Genomic DNA, 20,136 nt, shown 5'->3' on the forward strand with positions numbered 1-20,136 from the left:
GCCTTCCAGCACGATGCGGATCTGCTCCTCGGCCGAGAACTGCCGGCGCGTGGCGCGGCGGATGTCCTTGATCCCGGCTTCTGCCGGCTTCCGCGCCGGCCCGGACGTCTGTTTCATCTTCGTGCCTCAGGGCTACGATGACCCAGCCATCCTCCGTTCGTGAAGACCCTCGATCTGTCTCAGGAGTGCTGACGGCGGACAGTGCGTAATTTACTGGTACCGAGCGGTTGAGTCGATTTGATCGTGAATAATACTTCCTGTCTCAAAGTTAATACTGTATCTCAGCGGTCTAGATATCTCGCCTATTCAAATCCGTATGCGCGTGGAGGCGGGCCGATCCGTCGGCTTCAGTCGTGCGCGCCAGACGGAGTGCTCTACCAGATCCCCGATCACGCTCGCCAAGACCTTTGCGACGGCCTCGCTGCCCCGAGGGTTTAAAGTGCGCTGTGAGACCACGACGGAGAGGCGCCAGGACGGCGTGGGATCCTTGATCGGTATGGCAACCACCTCGCCGCGCTCGATCTCGGCCGCGAGCGCGAAATGCGGCATGATCGTCGCAAATGCTTGGGCACGCACCAGTTCCGCGATCGCGGGCAGGCTCTCGCAATCCGTCGCGGTAGGCGTTACCTCGTAGCGGGCGGCGAGCTGATCGATGACTGCCCGCAGCACGTTCGGTCGACCCGGTAGCACCACTGGGAGTGCTTGCTGAAAGACGTGTCGAAACCCGATTTCGCGTTTGGCAGCCAGAGTGTGGGCCGCTGGGACCACGAACATCAGGTCCTCGATCATCATCTCGGTCCAGGCCACGTGCTCGAAAGCCTTGTGGTCGTAGAGCAGCGCAGCATCCAGGCGGCCGGACTGAATCCACTCGTCAAGCGTTCCGCTCATCGCCTCGACGATGTGCAGGTTGATATTGGGCAGCGCCTCCGACATCGCCCGGTGCAGGGGTAGGGACAACCCTCGGCAGGCTGAGGTCGGCAGGCCGACCGAGATCCGTCCGCTCGGACTCGTCGCGAGCGAACGCACGACTTCTTTGGCCCGCTCTGCCTCCTGAAGGATACGGCGGGCATGGTCATAGAATTTGAGCCCCAGCTCGGTCGGTGTGACACCGCGCGCGTGGCGAAAGAGCAGCTCCACCCCCAGCTCGTCCTCAAGATTGCGCATCTGCTGACTGAGCGAGGGTTGGGCGATTCGCAGCACCTCGGCGGCGCGCGACACGTTTCCACTCTCGGCGATCTGGGCGAAGTACCGAAGCTGACGGAGATCCATCGCGATCCTAACCCGGGCCCACACTCAGAATTTGCGAAGCCAAGCCTCGATGTCAAACTGCTCTCATCCAGAGCAATCTGCGTAAGCTATGTGCATATCTTGAGATTTTTTCAAGGCACGACAATCGTTTAGCTTGAATGTCCCGCGTATAAAAGCGCCTATGATGCAGGCTGATAGGATTTTCCGATACCTCGTATCGGAAATTGGTCTTTGAAGTTTGCTGTATTCGTTTCGTAGCCTCCGGTCGTTAGCTGAGCATGGGGGCTGTAACCCGTGCCTATATCTGGAAACCGGAGACGATCGCATGGATGCGCATAAGTACTTGCGCGGCCTGTTTCTGGCTGCGCCTCTAGCCTTTGCGGCCCCTCAAGCGGCCTGGGCGCAACAGGAACCCTGCATCGGCAATTCCGCGGCTATCACGGGGCCGGCGGCGTTCGGTGGTCAAGCGATCAAGATGGGCGCCGAAATCGCGATCGACGAGATCAACGCCAAGGGCGGCGTGCTCGGCAAACCGCTCCGCTTCGTTCAGTACGACGACGCTGGCGCGCCGCCGCGCGGCGTCGACAACACGCGCCGCATCGCGCTAGCCGACAAGTGCGTGGTGATCCTCGGCGGCTATCACTCGACCGTCTCCGTGGCGCAGGTCGAGCCGGTCCACGCCATCGGCATCCCCTTCGTCGGCGTACTCGCCGCCAACACTCAGGCCATCGAGAACGGTCGCAATCCGAACTTCATGTTCCGCGTCTCGGCCAAGGACAAATGGGTCGCTCGCTTCCTGGTGGAGCAGGCCGCGAAGGTTTCGAAGACCGGCAAGATCGCGTTCTTCTACGAGAACACGGGTTGGGGGAACGGTGCGGTGCCGGACGTCAAGGCGGCGCTCGCTCGGGCCGGCAAGGAACTCGTCGCCACCGAGACCTTCAACTGGAACGATCAGGACATGACCCCGCAGGCGATCCGCGCACGGGATGCGGGCGCGGATGTCGCCCTGTTCTGGGCCCTCGATCGTGAGGGCAACCAGCTCGTCCGCTCGATGGACAAGGTCGGCTACAAACCCACCATCATCGGCGCCTGGGGCATCGCCGGCAATCTCGGCGAGCTTGCCGGCCCGCTCGCCAACGGCATCGAAGTCGTCCAGACCTACAGTTTCATGGGCGACCTCGATCCGAAGGGTCAAGCGCTCTGGCAGAAGGTCCAGGCCAAGTATGGTCTGAAGGATCCCTCGCAGATCAAGATGGGCTCGGGCATCGCCAATACCTACGACGCCGTCCACATCGTGGCTCAGGCGATCGAGAGGGCCGGCGCCTACGATTGGAAGAAGGTTCGCGAGGCCCTCTACCAAGTCAAGTACGACGGCCTCGTCGCGAAGTACGATCCCGCCTTCGACGCCTCCGATCCCGAGCGCCAGGATGCGATTCTGCCGAGCTACTACAAGCTGACCGTCTGGTCCGACGGCAAGCTGCTTCCGATCGGCCAGACCCCCTACGGCAAGACGAACTGAAGGCGCGCCCTCGATCCCTCCCCGGCGGGACGAGCTGGGGCGGCATCGTCCGGATCTCTCACCGGACCAAGCCCCCCGCCTCCGCTGAAAGATCCACGCGCAACGGGAGCCCTTCAGCAGCTATGACCACCGCCCTGCAGTACACCCTCTCGGGCCTGGCGATCGGGGGTATCTACGCCCTGGTCGCGCTCGGCTTCCACATCATGTGGTCGGCCGCCAAGGCCGTGAACTTCGCCCACGGCGATACCTTGATGATCGGCGCCGTGATCGCCGTGATGGGCCTTGATGCCGGTCTTCCGCTGCTGCTCGCTTGCCTGTTGGCCGTCCTGGCGGGGGGGTTGTTCGGCGTCGCACTTGAGCGTCTCGCGGTGCGGCCCTTCATTGGTGCCAACGCCTCGATCGGCTGGATGCTCACCACCATCGCGGTCGGCATCATGGTGGAGTCGCTCGCCACCATGCAGTTCGGCGGCTTTTCCCGGCCGCTGCCCTCGCCCGGGGTCGCCCGGGCCATCTCGATCTTCGGCGCGGGCGTCTATCCGCAGGAGCTCGTCATCCCGGCCGTCGCGGTGCTGGCGATGGTCGGCCTTCATGCGCTGCAGCGGCACACACTCGTCGGGCGCGCGATGCAGGCGGTCGCCCACAACCGCCAAGCGGCGGCCCTCATGGGCATCGACGTCGACCGGATCGTGATGTTCTCCTTCGGGCTCGCCGCCCTGCTCGGGGCGGGAGCAGGCGTGCTCGTCGCCCCGGTGATCCAGGCTTCGGCCAGCATGGGCGTTCTACTGGGTCTCAAGGGGTTCGCGGTCGCGATCATCGGCGGCATCACCAGCGGTCCGGGCGTCGTCCTGGCCGGACTCGCCTTCGGCATCATGGAGAAGTTCGTCGAAGGCTACGTCTCGACGGCGGCCCGCGAGATCGTCGGGTTCAGCGCGATGATTCTCGCCCTGCTCGCCTGCCCCCAGGGCCTCTTCGGTCGCCGGGAGATCTTCAAGGTATGAAGACGCTCCACCTCCTCGGCTTCGCGCTGCTCGCGGCCATCCTCGTCGTCGTGCCGCTCACCTCCGGCAACGAGTACGAACTGCGCCTGTTCATGCTGTTCCTGATCTACGGCTTGATCGCGGTCGGTCTGAACGTCCTGGTCGGCCTCACCGGCCTCGTGTCGCTCGGGCAAGCGGGGCTGTTCGCGCTCGGATCCTATGCGGGCGCGATCCTGGCGATCCGGCTTGGCCTCGACCTCGTGCTCGCGAGCCTCGGCGCCGCCGTGGTGGCGGGGGTCTTCGGCGCGGCGCTCGCCTATCCAAGCGTGCGCGTCCGCGGCGTCTATCTCGCCGTGGTGACGATCGCATTCGGACTCATCGTCGAGAACGTCGCGATCGAGTGGCAGGGCCTGACCGGCGGCACCACCGGCCTCAGCGGCATCCCGGGTCCGAACCTGTTCGGTCACCCCCTCTCAGGCTACGCCTTCTACGCCGTGCTCGCCGCCACGCTCTTCCTGGGGACGCTGGCGGCGCACAACCTGAAGCACTCGGGCTACGGCCGGGCGATGCTGGCAGTCTCTCAGAGTGAGACCGCGGCGCGCAGCCTCGGCATCGGTGCCACCGGCATCCGGACGCTCGCCTTCGCGGTCGCCGCCGTGACGGCGGGGGTGGCCGGCAGCTTCTACGCCTTCCTCAACGCCTACATCTCGCCCGACATCTTCACGTTCTCCGATTCCGTGCGCTTCCTCCTGATGGTGATCCTGGGCGGTTCGGCCTCGACCTTCGGGCCCGTGCTCGGGGCCTTCATCCTCACCTACCTGCCGGAGGTTCTGCAGCGCTTCGCCGAGTGGCAGAGATTCGCCTACGGCGCCCTGCTTCTCGCCGTTATGTTCGGGCTGCCGGGCGGCATTCTCGGCACGCTCGGCACCCTCTACACCCGGCTGCGGCCAGGTCCGCGCGGGGTTGACCCGGCCGACGGTACGCCCGCCGCCGCGATCCTGGCGGGGCGCGCGCCCGCCGCCCTGGAGACGGACGGTCTGACCGTCCGCTTCGGCGGCCTCACGGCTCTCGATGCGGCCACCGTCCGGGTCGCTCCCGGCGAGATCCACGCCCTGATCGGTCCGAACGGGGCCGGCAAGTCGACCTTCGTCAACACGATCTCGGGCTTTTATCGGCCGAGCGCGGGTGGCGTGCGTCTCGACGGCACTGAACTCGCCGGCTGCAAGGTCCACGGCATCGCCCGGCGCGGTCTCGCCCGCACCTTCCAGAACACGGAGCTATTCGGTCAGATGACGGTGCTGGAGAACGTCATGGTCGGCGGCTTCCACCATCTCGGCTACGGCCTGCCAGGCGCGATCCTGCGCACACCCCGCTTCCGCCGCGAGGAGGCCGCCTGTCGCGCCGCAGCCATCGGCCTTCTCGACTTCGTCGGCCTCGCGGACGCGGCCAACGAGCAGGCGCGCTACCTGCCCTTCGGCCACCAGCGCCGTCTCGAGATCGCCCGGGCGCTCGCCACACGGCCCCGTCTGCTGCTCCTCGACGAGCCCGCTGCCGGCCTGACCACGCACGAGATCGACGCGTTGGAGGCGATGATCCGCAAGATCGCCGGGCTCGGTGTCTCGGTGCTGCTGATCGAGCACCACGTCGACCTGATCATGGCGGTCGCCGATACCGTGACGGTGCTCGATTACGGCCAGATCATCGCGAGCGACCGGCCGGACGTCGTGCAGGCCGATCCGCGGGTGATCGAGGCCTATTTCGGCGGCCCTTCCACCATCCTCGGCGCGGAGGCCGCCTGATGAGCGATACGCCCCTTCTCGCGGTCGAGGACCTGGAGGTGCGATATGGCGCGGCCACTGCGCTGCGCGGTGCCAGCTTGAGCGTGCGCCGCGGCCAGCTCGTCGCGGTGATCGGCAACAACGGGGCCGGCAAGACCTCTTTGATGCGCGGCCTTACCGGGCTCGTGCGGCCGAGCGCCGGGCGTGTCCTGTTCAAGGGCGAGGTGGTCACGCGGCTTCCCGCCCACGCCATGGTTGCCCGCGGACTCGCGATGGTGCCGGAGGGGCGGCTGATCTTCCCGGATCAGACGGTCGAGGACAACCTCATCCTGGGCGCCTACGCCCAGGGCGGGCTCAAGACGAGGCGGTCGAAGGAGACCCTGGAGCGGTCGCTCGCTGTGTTTCCGCGCCTGCGCGAGCGCCTGCGCCAACCCGCAGGCAGCATGTCGGGCGGCGAGCAGCAGATGCTCGCCATCGCCCGCGGCTTGATGGCCGAGCCCGACCTCCTCGTCATCGACGAACTCTCGCTCGGCCTCGCGCCCCGGGTCGTCGAGCAGCTGATCGGCGTTCTGCGCGACCTCAACCGGCAGGGCCTCACCATTCTTCTCGTCGAGCAGCTCGCATCCTACGCGCTCGCCATCGCCGACCACGCCTACGTGGTGGCGCAGGGGCACGTGGTGCGGGACGGCCCGAGCGGGCTTCTCGCCCGCGACCCGGAGGTCATGGAGACCTTCCTCGGCAAGAAGAAAGCCGCCTGAGAACGGCACCTCCGAAGACTCGATCCGACGCGGCACCGGGCGGCGCCGCGAACGGTCACTCATGCCCGATAAGGAACCGTCATGCCCCAGCGCGTCGTCGACCTGAGCCTCCTGATCGAGGACAACATGCCGGCCCACAAGCTCTTCCAGAGGCCGGTGCTCACCACCCATCTCAGTCACGAGAGCTCGGCCGCCCTCGGACTCGGCGTCCCCGGCGACGCGATGACGTTCCAGACGAACTTCATCGCGATGCTCGACCATGTCGGAACCCACGTGGACGCGTTCCTCCACGTCAACCCGAACGGCCAGCCGGTCGACGAGATGCCGCTTGAGATGTTCATGGGCAAGGCCGTGTGCTTCGACCTGCGCCACATCCCCGATCTCGGCGACATCACGGTCGCCGACATGGAGGCGGCCGAGGCCAAGAGCGGCGTGAAGGTCGACGGTCACATCGTCCTGCTCTGCACCGGCTTCCACGCCCGCAACTATCCGGGCCTCGACTCGGTCTGGAAGAACCCGCTGCTCACCGCGGAGGCGACCAAGTGGCTGCACGCGCGTGGCTCAAAGATGCAAGGCGTGGAGGGACCGTCAACCGACAAGCCGAGCGACAACATCTTCGCCCAGCACCGCCTCTGCCGCGATCTCGGCATGAGCCATTGGGAGTGGCTGGTGAACCTGGAGGAGCTCCTCGGTAAGGGGGAGGTGCAGTTCTTCGGCGTGCCCCTGAAGTTCAAGGGCGGGTCCGGTTCGCCGGTACGCGCCTTCGCCCTCATCAACGACTGACGCCTTCGCGGCGCCCCTCGGGCGCCGCCCCCGACGAGGAGGGTAGATCGATGACGGCCGAATTCGACTTCATGACCGCGCTGGAGTTGCGCCGTCTCGTCGCGACGCGCGCGGTCTCGCCGGTCGACCTGACGGAGCGCGCCCTCTCCCGGGCGGAGGCTAGCCAGGCGACGTTGAATGCCTTCTGCCACCTGATGCCGGACGAGGCCCGCGCCGCCGCCCGGCGGTCCGAAGCGGCGGTGATGCGCGGCGAAGCCCTCGGGCTCCTCCACGGTCTGCCGGTCTCGGTGAAGGACCTGATCGCCGTGGCAAGCGCCCCCTACGCTTCGGGCTCACGCGCCATGGCGGGCAATATCGCCGCCGCCGACGCGCCCTCCGTCGAGCGCCTGCGGGCGGCCGGCGCGGTCATCATCGGCAAGACCACGACGAGTGAGTTCGGGGCCAAGCCGGTCGGTGACTCGCCGCTCACCGGCATCACCCGACACCCTTGGGATCTCGAAAAGACGCCGGGCGGATCGAGCGCCGGCGCGGCCGCCTCGGTGGCCGCCGGGATCACGCCGTTCGCGGTGGGGACGGACGGCGGCGGATCCTTGCGCATCCCGGCCTCGCTCACCGGCCTCGTCGGCCTCAAGGCGCAGTTCGGGCGGGTGCCGGTCTGGCCGACCTCGGCGACGCCGACGCTGGCCCATGTGGGCTCCCTCGCGCGCAACGTGGCTGATGCGGCCCTGCTGACGACGGCGATCTCGGGCCACGACCCGCGCGATCCCTTCGCGGTGGCTGGGCCGGTGCCCGATCTCCTCGGCGCCGCGCAAGCTTCGGTGGCCGGACTGCGGGTCGCTTGGAGCGCCACCCTCGGCTACGCCCGTCCGGATCCGGACGTCGCCGCGATCGCCCGCACAGCCGCCATGGCGCTCGCCGACCAGGGCGCGGTGGTCGAGGAGGTCGAGACCGTGTTCGAGGCCGACCCGGCAGATCTCTGGACCGCGGAGTTCTACGCCGGGATCGGGACGAGGCTGCGTGGCATCCTCGAGACCCGGCGCGACCTGCTCGACCCGGCGGTCGCCGACGTGCTCGACGCCGCCCTCGCCCAGGACATGCGCGGATACTACGAGACGGTTTTCGCGCGCTACGCCCTACGCGACCGCATGGTCCGCTTCTTCGTGGATCACGACGTCCTGCTCTCGCCGACCCTGCCGATCTCGTCTCTGGAGGCCGGCCGGAACATCCCCGACGGGCTCGGCGACCGCAGCCTCGTCTCCTGGGCCTTCTACACCTATCCCTTCAACCTCACCGGTCAGCCTGCGGCCTCCGTATGCGTAGGCCTTGCCGCGGACGGTATGCCGGTCGGTCTCCAGATCGTCGGCCGCACTCTGGGCGAGGCCGACGTGGTGCGGACGGCCTCGGCGATCGAGCGAACGCAGCCGCCGGGCTACAACATCCGACCACACCAAGGCTGGTGAGAGTCCATGCTCGTGGCTTCGGTCCAAGTGCGTGGCTTGACCCTAGAGGAGCTTGCCGAAGGAGGTCCTCGCAGCAAGACCCTGTCATACCGAGGCGCGCACGTGACCCGTGGGCTGGACACATCCGCCGGCGACGGCCCCGGGCTCAGGCTGCTTCGGCCAGTGCGAGTGAAGACGTGATCGCGAACGGATTCGTTCTCACTGAGGCAGCCGAAGAAAGTTTGAACTCCCCCTGACCACCGTCGAGCTCATGATGACACAAGTAAAAGCCGGCCAATTGCTCGAAAGTCTCGATCGATCAGATTTTACTTCGAAGCACTGGCGTATGTACGTGACGGCTGCGCTCGGCCATCTGTTCGACGGCTTCGACATCAATATGATGGGCTTCGCGCTGCCCGGCATCGTCGCGGCCTTCGCGCTCAGTCCGGCCGAGGCCGGCATCCTCGCCTCGAGCGTCTTCATCGGCATGCTGATCGGCTCGACCTGTGTCGGCTTCCTCGCCGACCGGTTCGGCCGCAAGTGGACGATGGTCGGCGCGATCGCCGCCTACTGCGCCCTCAGCTGCGCCGTCGCGTTTTCCTGGAGCCACGACTCGCTCCTGGTGCTGCGGATCCTCCAGGGTATCGGTTTGGGTGCGGAGGTGCCGCTCGTGTTCACGTACCTCTCGGAGTTCATTCCGACGCGCCGGCGCGGGCTCATGCTCGCCTCGACCGTGGCGTTCTGGCAAGGCTCGAGCTTCCTCGCGGCGATGGTCGCCCTCCTCGTCATCCCGGCCTTCACGTGGCGAGGGATGTTTATCGCAGGTGCGATCCCGGGTCTCGTGTTGATCGGGCTCTGGGTGATGCTACCCGAGTCGGTTCGCTTCCTCATCGCCCAGGGTCGTCTCGATCAAGCCGGTCGCATCGTCGACGGTCTCAGCACCGTCGACCCACGGACGCTGCCGCCGACCGTACATCGGCCGCCGGCCGAGCCGGCGCATCTGAGCGCGATCCTGCGCGGCGGCTATCTGCGGCCGACCGCGAGCATCTGGCTGATGCAGCTCACCGGCGGGGCGGTGTTCTTCGCCGTGGCGATCTGGCTGCCGTCGATCTTCGCGCGGATGGGATTTCCGGTCGTGAAGAGCTTCGCGTTCACCGGACTGATCGCCGGGACGGGCGCGCTGGGCAACATCGCGGGCGGTCTGCTGCTGGACCGCTGGGGGCGGCGCACGACCGTCCCGGTGTTCCTCTGCGCCGGTGGTCTCCTCATGTTCGCGTGGGGGCAGGCCACAGACGCCTGGTCGATCCTCGGGCTCGGCGCGCTGACGGCGTTCTTCGCTTCGGGCGGTGCGGGCGGTCCGCTCTTCGCCTACACGAGCGAGGTCTACCCGACCCGGTACCGCGCGGTCGGGACAGGCTGGGCCGCGGCCTGGCAGCGGATCGGCGGGATCGTCGCAGCGCCAGCGCTCGGATGGATGCTGGGCAACGGCGCCCCCAACTACGCCTTCTTCACCGCCTTGGGCGTGCTGCTGCTGATCGGGGGGATCGGGGGCTACCTCCTCGGCTACGAGACGCGCGGCAAATCGCTGGAAGCAGTCACGGCGGAACTCGCCGGGACGACAGGTCAGGTCTGAGACGATGCCGCATTTCGAACGCGACGGACGCCGGCTGCACTACGATCTGCTCGGCCGGGGCGATCCCGTGCTGCTGATCCACGGGTTCACGAACGCCGGCTGGTCCTGGATGAACCAGGTCGCCGCCCTAGTGTTCGCCGGCTACAGCGTGATCGTGCCCGATCTTCGCGGGCACGGCCTGTCGGATCCCGCCACCGACGTCACCACCGTGGACGACCTGACCCAGGACGTCATCGGATTGCTCGACCATCTCGCGATCGCGCGCGCCTCGGTCTGCGGCTTGTCGCTCGGGGGCATGATCGCGCTGACGCTCGCGCTCGACCGGCCGGAGCGGGTCGACCGGCTCGTCGTGGCCAACTCGCGGGCCGCATTCAACGACCCGGCGACCGCGGATCTCGTCGCCGGCTGGGTCGAGATGTTTCGACAGCCGGGCGGGCCACTCAAGCGGTTCCGGGCGACGTGGCCCGTGATGCTCAACGCGGAGTACCGGGAGAGCTCGGCCGGACGCGCGACCTTCGCGACGTGGTGCCGCTTGGCCGAGCGCCACAGCGGATCCTCGCTCGCCAACGTCGCCCTCGGCATGAGGGCGTTCGACGTCGCCGGCCGCCTCCAGGGTATCGGGCATCCCACCCTGGTGATCGCGGGCGAGGAGGACAGGCTGTTCCCGCCCGCCGTCGCACGCGAAGTCAGCGACGGCGTAGCCGGGTCGCGGTTCGCGCTGATCCCCGGGGCGGCGCACATCTCGTCTCTGGACAGTGCGGAGGCGTTCAATGCGCGCCTGCTCGACTTCATCGGGATTGATCGAGCGCGCTGAACCCATCGACGGTGGCGTGGTGCCGGTCGGGGGCGGTGCGTGGCTCACGCTTGCCGCGTAAGGGTCGCGAGCGGCCACCCACCTCGTCTTCCGCCCACCGAGCCTGACCGGTGTGGCGTGCACGCGACCTGCGCGCAGGACATGTGGCGCGTGTCGATCGAGATCGCGCGCCGGGCCGGCGGCGATCCGGGCCGCGTCCCGCTCGCCGGTCCCGCGGACCCGCCCGCCCCGCACCGGCCGCTCACCGTGGCGGTGATGGAGACGGAGGGGTGGGAGGCGCTCGACGATGCGTCGCGGGCGGCCTTCGAGGCGGTGGTGGCGCAGATCGCCGATGCCGGCGTCACGGTGCTGCGCCGCCGGGATGCCCCCGCGATCGAACGCCTCGAGCGCGCCCTCGTCGGCGTGCGCGAGATGGCCAACACGATCACGGCCTGGGAGAACCACTGGGCGATCCGCAACCTCGTGGCGCAGCACCCCGACGGCGTCAGCGCGCGGGCCAAGGCCACGGTCGCGACCGCGGAACGCCTAGGGGTCGAGGGCTACCAGGATCTGCTGCGCCGGCGGGACGCGGTGCGCACCGTGTACGCGGCGCTGGCGCCCACGCTCGACGCGCTGATCGCGCCGGCCTCGCCCGGACCGGCGCCGCCCTGGTCGGGCGATCGTCCCGGCGAGCCGCTCGCGCCGCGCCCGACGGGGGATTCCGTGTTCAACACGCCGAGCTCGCTCCTCGGCGCGCCCGTTGTGACAGTCCCCCTCACGGCCGTGGGCGGCCTGCCGATGGGCATTCAGGTCGTGGGGCAGCCCGGTACCGACGCGCGGATGACGGCGATCGCGCGCTGGATGGGCGAGGCGCTGCGGCCGGTCGTCGTCTGACCGAGGATGCGCCGCCCGTCAGTCATGCGATCCTTCGTCTGACGATGGACGACATCTTCTCGGCGGGGGGGTAGGCAGCCGGTCTAGGACGACAGCTCACGCCGGGCCCTCGGACTTCAGCCGCGCAAAGGCAGACTCAACGGGGTGAGCGCGTCGACAGTCCGACCGCGGTAGTCGCGGCTAGGGCACAGGGCCATCATCCTCGCCTGGGCTTCGGTAAGGCGCTCGGCGGCGGCACGGTGGTCGAGATTTGTCACGTGCCCGTTTGACACCACCTGACGGCCCGCCACGAACACGTCCCGCACGGCTCGGTCGGCCGCATGGAAGACGAGCGAGCGCAGCGGATCGCGGGCCGGCATCATGTCGGGCTGCTTCAGATCCACCAGCACGATATCGGCACGCGCACCGACAGCCAGCCGGCCGAGGTCGTCGCGCAGCAGTGACTTTGCGCCGCCCACAGTCGCGGCGTGGAACAGCATGCCGGTCGAGACATCGGTGATGTCGCGGGCGGCGATCCGGCTGAAGGTGCCGGCCTTGCGGATCTCCTCCAGCATGTTGTGCGGGCTCGTGTCGGTGCCGAGCGCCATCGTGATACCGGCGCGCATGTAGGCGCCGAAGCTCTCGAGGATCTGGCCATAGCGGGCGAACGGCGTCGGGCAGTGCGCGACCGCGCAGCCGCTCTCGGCCAAGAGGCGCAGGTCATCGCGGGTCCAGCCTCGGATCCAGGAATGCGTGTCGAGGAAGATGGCGTGGCCGAGGATCGTCCCCGGCCCGAGGATCCCGAGATCGGCCGCGTGGCGGATCGACGTGACCCCGTGTCGGCGCGCCATCTCCTGCAGTTCGAGCACGCCCTGAGAGAGGTGCAGGGTAAAAGGGATGCCACGCTCGAGCGCGGCGGCCCGGCTGTCGCGCAGGAGATCGTCGGTGCAATTCTCGATCTGCATCGGCGACACGACGCCGGAGAGCCGGCCCGACGGGTGCGCGGGCAGGCTGTCGATGAGTGAAAGGGCAGTGTCGAGGCCGCGGCGGCCGCCCGCCTCGTCCCAGGCGAAGCCAAGGCTGTGGCCGTTCTCCAGGCGCCAGCGGGCCGAAGCGAAGCCGGGAGCGAGGAAGCCACGAATGCCGCTTCTCGCGATGGTCTCGGTCCAACCTTCGTAGGGCGCGGTGATGTCGCAGATGCTGGTGACACCGCTCTTCAGCAGTTCGCACAGGGCGACCTCGGTGGCGGCGCAGCGCAGGCCAGGGTCGGTGGTATCGAATGCTTGGGAGCGCTCGTACAGCCCGGTCATGTACATGCTCGGGACGCCGTGCTCCTCGCGGATGCCGCGGTAGGCCGGTTCGTGCCCGAGATGAGAGTGAACGTCGACGAGCCCGGGCATCACCATCAGGTCGCGCCCATCGAAAATCTGGTCTGCAGTGCCCGTGAAGTCGGGACCGACGTAGAGGATGCGATCCTCGGCGAAAGCGACGTCGATACCGCGCTGGTAGACATGTTGGCTCGTCGCCCCGTCCCAGGCGATCGCCCAATCTGCTCCCTTGATCAGCGTCTTACGGGGCATTGCTTCACTTCCTCGGGGCGGCCGTCGCACTCACCGCGGTCGCTCAGAAAGCCAAGCCGCGAGGAGTCTCCGTAACTGAACGACCTAAAGCGGTCCGGTCGGGCCACATTGTCGACCTTCGACTGACGCCCGATGCAAGCGGCGGTCCTCTGGCGCTCGCGCACGGCTCCTGCTTCGCCAAAGCGCCCTCTGATGAGTGTGAGGCGATGGTCTGCGCTAAGGCCTGAGCGAGAGTGTTGGTGCGCAGTCCGGCTGCATGCATCCCTTGACACTCGGAAGTGCATCTGGAAACGTTTCCAAAACGAGCGCGAGAGAACGCGAGCGGGCATGTGGCCCCGGCTTGGGCGGGAGGATGGATCGTGACGACGCTGTCGCTGGCCGCACATCCGGCCTCCGCCACTGACCTGCGCAAGGCCGTCATCGGCGCCATCGTCGGGACGGCCATCGAGTGGTACGACTACTATCTCTTCGCGACGGCGGCCGCGACGATCCTCAACAAGCTGTTCTTCCCACAATACGATCCGCTCGTCGGGACGCTGCTCTCGTACGCGACCTTCGCCATCGGTTTCCTCGTCCGCCCGCTCGGCAGCGTCCTGTTCGGCCGCCTCGGAGATCGGATAGGCCGCAAGAACACGCTTCTGATCACCCTCGTCCTCATGGGCGGGGCGACGACGCTCATGGGGTTACTGCCGACCTACGCGCAGGTCGGCCTGTGGGCGCCCGTCCTGCTGATCCTGCTGCGCGCGGTGCAGGGTCTCGGGTCAGGGGCCGAGTATGCCGGGGCCGTCCTGATGGTCATCGAGAACGCGCCGCGGGATCGGCGCGGGCTCTACGGCTCCATGCCGTATATCGGCGTGGCGCTCGGACTGCTCCTCTCGCTGGGCACGTTCACGCTCTCGTCGACCCTCGTGACGGGCGCGGCGTTTGACGCCTGGGGTTGGCGCATCCCGTTTCTGCTGAGCCTGATCGCGGTCGCCGTCGGCCTCGTGCTCCGCTCCACCCTGCACGAGACGCCGGTGTTCGAGCAGCTCGCCGCGCGCAGGAAGGCGCATGCACCCGTGCGCGAGGTCTTCCGGGACTATCGCCGGCCGCTCTTCTGCGCCTGGGGCGCCCGCCTCGGCGACGGGTCCCTGGCGTACTTCTACGAGTCGTTCGTCATCGTCTACGCGACGCGCCATCTCGGCCTGGACAAGAACCAGATCCTGCCGGCCCTGATGGTCTGCACCTGCGCGCAGTTCGCGACGGTGCCGTTCTTCGGATGGGTCTCGGATAAGGTCGGCCGCAAACCGGTCTACCTGCTCGGCGGCCTCCTGTCCGGCGCGCTCGTGTACCCGTTCTTCCTCCTGATGGCGACGAAGTCGCTCCCGCTGATCTACCTCGGTCTCCTCGTCGTCTCGGCCGGCGCCAAGACCATGATGACGGCGGCGCAGGGACCCTGGCTGACCGAGATGTTCCCGGCCCAGATCCGCTACACCGGCTTCGCACTGGCGCGGGAGGTGACCTCGCCCATCGCCGGCGGTCTCGCGCCGATCATCGCGACCGCGCTCCTCGCCTACGACCCGTCCGCGACGCTGGTCGGCCTCTACGTCGCAGCGCTCGGCCTGATCACCGCCGTCGCCGTCTGGCTCGGCCCCGAGACGCGCGGCCGCGACCTCGCGGCGACCGCCTACCCCGATCCCGCGCCGACCCTGTCCTGATCCGCGCGCGGGTCGAACCACGTCGCCATGACCTCCGGCGGCGGGGTCTCGCCGGCGATGCGGGCCAGAAAGGCGCGCGCCGCAGCCCGGCCCATGCCGTCGGTGTCGCGCATCACCGTCGGGATCGGTGGCCGGTGCAGCCGGCCGAGCGGGATGTCGTCGCAGCAGACGAGGGCGAGGTCCCGGCCGACCGCCACGCCGCGGCCCTGGGCCGCCTCGATCGCGCCCTCGAGGAGCTGATTGCCGCCGAGGATGATCGCCGTCGGTGGCTCTGCGGCACCGAGGAGCTGGCCCACCGCCTCGGCGCCGCGCGCGGCCGATAGCGGGCCGAACGTGAAGCCGAACGGCGGCACCTCCGCGCGCGTGTGGGCGTCGGAGTAGGCGCGCAGCCGCTCCCGGGCCGGCCGCATGTCGGGCCCGGCGACGAGGGCCACGCGCCGGTGGCCGGCCTCGAACAGGTGATGGGTGGCGGCCAGGATCCCGGTGTAGTGGTCCGACAGGACGACGCTCGCCTCGGGCACGCCCGGCAGTTCCCGGTCGATGGCCACAACCGGAACGCCCGCGCCCGCGAGCGCCGCGATCGTGCCCGGATCGCCCTCGGACGCCGGCAGGACGATGAGCCCGTCGACCTGCCGGCGCAGCAGCAGGCCGATGCGCTGCGCATCGATCTCCGGGCGCCCGCCGGAATTGGTCAGCAGGACCGAGTAGCCCGCCTCGCTCAACACGGCCTCGGCCCCGCCGACGATGGCGGCCAGCAGAGGGTTGGTGATGTCGGAGATGACGAATCCGATCGTGTTCGTCGCGCGGCTGCGCAGGCTTCGGGCGAGCAGGTTCGGCTGGTAGCCGAGGCTTTCGGCCGCCTCGCGGACGCGCCGCAGCATCTCCGGGCTGACTGAGCCTTTGCCGGACAGGACGCGAGAGACCGAGCCGAGACCGACGCCGGCCCGCTCGGCCACAGCGGTGATGCTGACCGGCTTCCCACCCGGCGGACGTCGCCCTTCGCCCAACGGCCGATCTCCCTCCAACGCCCCCACGAGCGCGGTGCACCTTGACGGGGCACATGCCTCAGCGCTAGCTGGAAACGTTTCCAAATCAAGCGCGATCGGTGAAGCAGCCGAGCGCGGAGGCGATCGCATGAAGATCACGAAGATCGAGCCGCTGCACGTCGGGCAGTTCATGTACGCCCGGGTCGAGACCGACGAGGGCATCACCGGCGTCGGGGAGGCGGGGATCTGGGGGCACATCCGGACTGCCGGCACCGCCATCGAGCGCTTCGCCGATTACCTCGTCGGCAAGTCCCCCTTTCCGATCGAGCATCACTGGAACGTGATGCACCGCTTCAGCTACTTCCAGGGACTCGCGATCAACTCGGCAATTTCGGCGATCGACATCGCCCTGTGGGACATCAAGGGTAAGGCGCTCGGGGTGCCGATCCACGAACTGATCGGCGGGGCTGCGCGCACCAAGGCCCGGATCTACGGCCACATCTACGAGGACACGATCGAGAAGGTCCTGGAGGAGTGCCAGCGCAAGATGGAGGCCGGGTTCAACGCCTTCGGCCACATCAACCCGTTCCTCGACGAGGGCGACGACCAGGTCTGGTTCAAGACCCACATCCGCAAAATGCGCGACGCCATCGAGAACGTGCATCGCATGCGCGAGGTCGTCGGCGACCGGGTCGACCTGCTGGTCGAACTGCACCGCCGCCTCACGGTGCCGGAGGCCATCACCTTCACGAACGGCATCGAGGACACGTTCCCGATGTTCGTCGAGGACCCGATGCGCCCGGACGGCCCGGACGCTATGGCGCGCATCGCCGAGAAGATCCGCGTGCCGATCGCCACGGGCGAGCGCTTCTGCACGATCCACGAGTTCGAGACGATCCTGGCGCGCAACGCCTGCGAGTTCGCACGGGTGGATGTCTGTACCTGCGGCGGCATCACCGGCATGAAGAAGGTCGCCGCTATGGCCGAGGCGCGCCACGTGCAGGTCGTGCCGCACAACCCGCTCTCGCCGATCGGCCTCGCCGCCTGTCTCCAGGTGGCCGCCGCCATCCCGAACTTCGCGATCCAGGAATACGCCACGGGCTTCGAGGCCGGCACCTTCACCTCGACGATGAAGCACCTCGGCCACGACGTGGTCGACGCGGTGCCCGAGCCGAAGGACGGCTTCGTCGAGATCCCGCGCGGCCCGGGCCTCGGCATGAGCCTGCTGCCGGACGCGCAGAAGATCCGGCCCCCGCTGGTCAAGCCGATCGCCATGCGGCCGCACCTCGACGGCTTCGTCATCGATCAGTGAGGAGTGGTGAGCGGAGCGGGCCGGGCGTTCGCTCCGCTGACGGCGCCGGACGCGGGATCCGGCCGGACGTTCGGCGGGAAGGAGAGCAGGTATGATGGGATGGCGAGCGCGCCTCGGCTTCCTGGTTCCTCCGGGTAATCCGACGGTCGAGGTCGAGATGGGCGCTCTGGCCGCCGTGCCGGGCGTTTCGGTCCATTACACCCGGATGAACGCGACCGGCGAGACCGGCAGCCTCGCGGGACAGGACGCGCGCAACCGCGAGCAGATCGCCGGCCTCGACGCCAACATGACCCTGCTCTGCCTGGTCAAGCCGAAGGTCGTCGTGCTGGCGCACACCGCAACCAGCTACACGCTCGGGCAGGCCGAGGAGGCCGCTCTCGTCGCGCGGATGGAGCAGCGCTACGCCACGCGCTTCATCACCGCGTTCGGGAGCGTCGTGGCCGGGCTCCGGCACCTCGGCGTCCGCGCGATCGCCTTCGGCACGCCTTACGCGATGGAGGCGACCCTGCAGGGCAAGGCACTGCTCGAGGCGCACGGCTTCGCCGTGGTCAATCACGGCAACCTACCGGGCGTGCGCAACATCTACGACGAGACGGCGGAGCGGGCCTACGGCCTCGGCCGTCTCGTGGACCATCCCGACGCCGAGGCCCTGGTGCTGAGCGGCGTCGGGATGCCCACCCTGGCGACGATGGCCGCGCTGGAGCGCGACATCGGCAAGCCCGTGATCTCCGCGGCCTCGGGCATGATGTGGAACGCGCTTCGCGCCGCGGGCCTGCGCGAGGCCGTTCCGGGGTACGGCGCCCTGTTGGCGGGCGCCGGCGGCCGGTCTGAGGGTCGCTGAGGCGCCCCCGCGGCGGCGCGAGGCACGACGCCGCGAAGGCACCCGAACAGACGGCCGGAGCACCCCGTGCGGACACGAGCTGCAGCGATGAGCTGGTACGGCCAACTGGATGCGACCGAGCGCCGGACGTTCTGGGCGTGCTTTGCCGGCTTCGGCCTCGATTCCATGGACAACAGCATCTACGCGCTGGTGATCCCGGCCCTGATCGCCACGCTCGGCCTCACGCGGCCCGAGGCGGGCTACCTCGCGACCGCGGCCCTGGTGGGCGCGGCGGTGGGAGGCTGGGGCGCCGGCGTGGCGGCGGACCGGATCGGTCGGATCCGGGTCCTGCAAGGGACCATCCTGTGGGTCGCTCTGTGCACCTTCGGCGCGGCGTTCGCGACCGGGTTCGCGCCTCTGGCCGTGCTGCGCTTCGGCCAGGGCATGGGCTACGGGGGCGAGGCGGCGGTCGGGGCCACCCTGATCAGCGAGGTGGTGCGGCCCGCCCTGCGCGGGCGCGTCGCCTCCGCGGTCAGCAGCGGCTACGCCGTCGGCTACGCGGGCGCCGTGGCGCTGTCTCCGATCATAGCCAGCCTGTTCCCGCAGGAGCTCGGCTGGCGCGTGTTCTTCGCGATCGGGCTCATCCCGGCCGCGGCGGTGTTCCTCATCCGCCGGTTCGTGCCGGAATCCGGCGTGTACGCCGAGAGCGCCGCCGCACCGCGCCGTACCGGCGGACTCGAAGCAGTCTTGCGGATCTTCACGCGTGCGCATCGGCGGACGACGCTCGTGGCTGCGACCCTGTCGACGGGCATCTTCGGCGGCAACTACGTGATGATCATCTGGTTGCCCACGTACTTGCGGACCGCGCTCGGCTTCACGGTCGCCACCAGTGCGGGCTACCTCGCCGCCAACATCGCCGGCTCGCTGGTCGGCCCCCTCCTCTACGGCCAGTTGGCCGATCGGGTCGGCCGCCGGCCGGCCTTCGGCGCGTTCCTGCTCCTACAAGCCCTCAATGTCAGCCTGTACGTGTTCGCCGCGCCGAGCCTCGGCCCCTTAATCGGACTGAGTTTCGCTCTCGGCGCCTGCCAGAACGCCTTAGCGTCGGGTATGACGCCGACCTTCGCCGAGTTGTTCGAGACGAGCCTGCGGGGGAACGCGCAGGGCTTCTGCCTCGGCGGCGGCCGGGGGTTCGGCTCTGTCATGCCGGCCCTCGTCGGGCTCGTCGCAGCGACCGCTCCGCTCGGCACCGCGATGGGCCTGTGCGCGTTGGGCGCCTACGCCGTAGCCTTCGCCGCGACCCTGGCGCTGCCAGAGACGACCGGCGTCGAACTGGGAGGCGTCGGCGAACCGCCGATGACGGACCGTGATGATCCGAGCCGCACCTGCCGTGCACGATAGCCGTTCGCGCGGGATGGTTTTACGATGTTTGCCTCGATCCGGCTGCACTGCGCCGCGGTGCGCCGCGGCGTCCCACGCATCCGAGCGGGATCTCCCGCGCGCCCGTCATCACCGCCGGACGGCGTACGACAGCGGGCGGGTTAAGGTCAGGAGAGATCCATGGACATCGACCGACGCGTCCTCCTGGCCGGTGCGGCCGCGCAGTTCCTGCCCGCCCGCGCCGCCTCGGCCGAGGATCGCCCCATCCGGCCCGACCACGACGGCCTTCATCCGGGCCTCGACCGGGGTGACGGGGCGATCCTCGGCCGAGGCGGCGCGGGCGGGCAGGAACTGCGCGCCCGCACCGGCCAGGCGGACGCGTCGGTCGATGCCCATGGATCTCTCCTGACCTTAACCCGCCCGCTGTCGTACGCCGTTCGGCGGTGATGACGGGCGCGCGGGAGATCACCGTCGGATGCGTGGTCGGCCGCGGGGCAACCCGGCGCCGTGCACGCGGATCGAGCTAAACCACGAGCATCCATCCGCCGCGGACCGCAGTCGTT

The 20,136-nt window shown here is 68.7% G+C and carries 17 protein-coding genes; 13 read left to right on the forward strand and 4 right to left on the reverse strand.

Annotation, left to right across the window (positions count from 1 at the left end):
- Positions 1 to 306: 306 nt before the first annotated feature.
- Entirely contained in the window at positions 307 to 1,269 is a 963-nt protein-coding gene (locus MKL01_RS21845; protein ID WP_243907286.1) for a LysR family transcriptional regulator, read from the reverse strand.
- A gap of 304 nt (positions 1,270 to 1,573) precedes the next feature.
- Between MKL01_RS21845 and MKL01_RS21850 the strand changes: the two genes are divergently transcribed.
- From MKL01_RS21850 to MKL01_RS21890, 9 genes are all read left to right on the forward strand, one after another.
- Positions 1,574 to 2,767, forward strand: coding sequence for an ABC transporter substrate-binding protein (locus MKL01_RS21850; RefSeq protein ID WP_243907287.1), 1,194 nt, complete (start codon positions 1,574 to 1,576; stop codon positions 2,765 to 2,767).
- A 122-nt stretch (positions 2,768 to 2,889) separates the two neighbouring features.
- Positions 2,890 to 3,765, forward strand: a complete 876-nt coding sequence (locus MKL01_RS21855; RefSeq protein ID WP_243907288.1) for a branched-chain amino acid ABC transporter permease — start codon at positions 2,890 to 2,892, stop codon at positions 3,763 to 3,765.
- The gene (locus MKL01_RS21860; protein WP_243907289.1) at positions 3,762 to 5,543 is read left to right on the forward strand and encodes an ABC transporter permease subunit; all 1,782 of its coding nucleotides are present in this window, start codon (positions 3,762 to 3,764) and stop codon (positions 5,541 to 5,543) included. The genes MKL01_RS21855 and MKL01_RS21860 overlap by 4 nt, the downstream gene beginning before the upstream one ends.
- Positions 5,543 to 6,280, forward strand: coding sequence for an ABC transporter ATP-binding protein (locus MKL01_RS21865; protein WP_243907290.1), 738 nt, complete (start codon positions 5,543 to 5,545; stop codon positions 6,278 to 6,280). Before MKL01_RS21860 ends, MKL01_RS21865 begins: the two co-directional genes overlap by 1 nt.
- Positions 6,281 to 6,361: 81 nt before the next feature.
- A complete protein-coding gene (locus MKL01_RS21870; RefSeq protein ID WP_243907291.1) occupies positions 6,362 to 7,063 on the forward strand; it encodes a cyclase family protein in 702 nt (233 codons plus the stop codon).
- 50 nt (positions 7,064 to 7,113) lie between these two features.
- Positions 7,114 to 8,523, forward strand: coding sequence for an amidase family protein (locus tag MKL01_RS21875; protein ID WP_243907292.1), 1,410 nt, complete (start codon positions 7,114 to 7,116; stop codon positions 8,521 to 8,523).
- Positions 8,524 to 8,848: 325 nt separating this feature from the next.
- Positions 8,849 to 10,135, forward strand: a complete 1,287-nt coding sequence (locus MKL01_RS21880) for an MFS transporter (protein WP_243907293.1) — start codon at positions 8,849 to 8,851, stop codon at positions 10,133 to 10,135.
- Between the two features lie 4 nt (positions 10,136 to 10,139).
- On the forward strand, positions 10,140 to 10,949 hold the full coding sequence (locus MKL01_RS21885) for an alpha/beta fold hydrolase (RefSeq protein WP_243907294.1): 810 nt from the start codon (positions 10,140 to 10,142) through the stop codon (positions 10,947 to 10,949).
- A gap of 39 nt (positions 10,950 to 10,988) precedes the next feature.
- Entirely contained in the window at positions 10,989 to 11,822 is an 834-nt protein-coding gene (locus MKL01_RS21890) for an amidase family protein (RefSeq protein WP_313901481.1), read from the forward strand.
- Positions 11,823 to 11,938: 116 nt separating this feature from the next.
- Here MKL01_RS21890 and MKL01_RS21895 read toward each other — a convergent pair whose 3' ends face one another.
- Entirely contained in the window at positions 11,939 to 13,381 is a 1,443-nt protein-coding gene (locus MKL01_RS21895; protein WP_243907296.1) for an amidohydrolase family protein, read from the reverse strand.
- Between the two features lie 359 nt (positions 13,382 to 13,740).
- Between MKL01_RS21895 and MKL01_RS21900 the strand changes: the two genes are divergently transcribed.
- Positions 13,741 to 15,078, forward strand: coding sequence for an MFS transporter (locus MKL01_RS21900; RefSeq protein ID WP_243907297.1), 1,338 nt, complete (start codon positions 13,741 to 13,743; stop codon positions 15,076 to 15,078).
- Here the strand turns inward: MKL01_RS21900 and MKL01_RS21905 are convergent.
- On the reverse strand, positions 15,048 to 16,085 hold the full coding sequence (locus MKL01_RS21905; RefSeq protein ID WP_243907298.1) for a LacI family DNA-binding transcriptional regulator: 1,038 nt from the start codon (positions 16,083 to 16,085) through the stop codon (positions 15,048 to 15,050). The two genes, MKL01_RS21900 and MKL01_RS21905, sit on opposite strands and share 31 nt — an antisense overlap.
- A gap of 127 nt (positions 16,086 to 16,212) precedes the next feature.
- Here MKL01_RS21905 and MKL01_RS21910 point away from each other — a divergent pair, with 127 nt between their 5' ends.
- From MKL01_RS21910 to MKL01_RS21920, 3 genes are all read left to right on the forward strand, one after another.
- Complete coding sequence (locus MKL01_RS21910; protein ID WP_243907299.1) at positions 16,213 to 17,376, forward strand: mandelate racemase/muconate lactonizing enzyme family protein; 1,164 nt, start codon at positions 16,213 to 16,215, stop codon at positions 17,374 to 17,376.
- Between the two features lie 91 nt (positions 17,377 to 17,467).
- Positions 17,468 to 18,217 carry a hypothetical protein gene (locus MKL01_RS21915; protein WP_243907300.1) on the forward strand — a complete coding sequence of 250 codons (750 nt, stop codon included), beginning with the start codon at positions 17,468 to 17,470 and terminating at the stop codon, positions 18,215 to 18,217.
- An 87-nt stretch (positions 18,218 to 18,304) separates the two neighbouring features.
- On the forward strand, positions 18,305 to 19,594 hold the full coding sequence (locus MKL01_RS21920; protein ID WP_243907301.1) for an MFS transporter: 1,290 nt from the start codon (positions 18,305 to 18,307) through the stop codon (positions 19,592 to 19,594).
- Positions 19,595 to 19,702: 108 nt separating this feature from the next.
- Here the strand turns inward: MKL01_RS21920 and MKL01_RS21925 are convergent, their stop codons facing one another.
- On the reverse strand, positions 19,703 to 19,969 hold the full coding sequence (locus MKL01_RS21925; protein WP_243907302.1) for a hypothetical protein: 267 nt from the start codon (positions 19,967 to 19,969) through the stop codon (positions 19,703 to 19,705).
- Positions 19,970 to 20,136: the final 167 nt, after the last annotated feature.

Source organism: Methylobacterium sp. J-070 (assembly GCF_022829385.1).
Classification (GTDB): Bacteria; Pseudomonadota; Alphaproteobacteria; order Rhizobiales; family Beijerinckiaceae; genus Methylobacterium.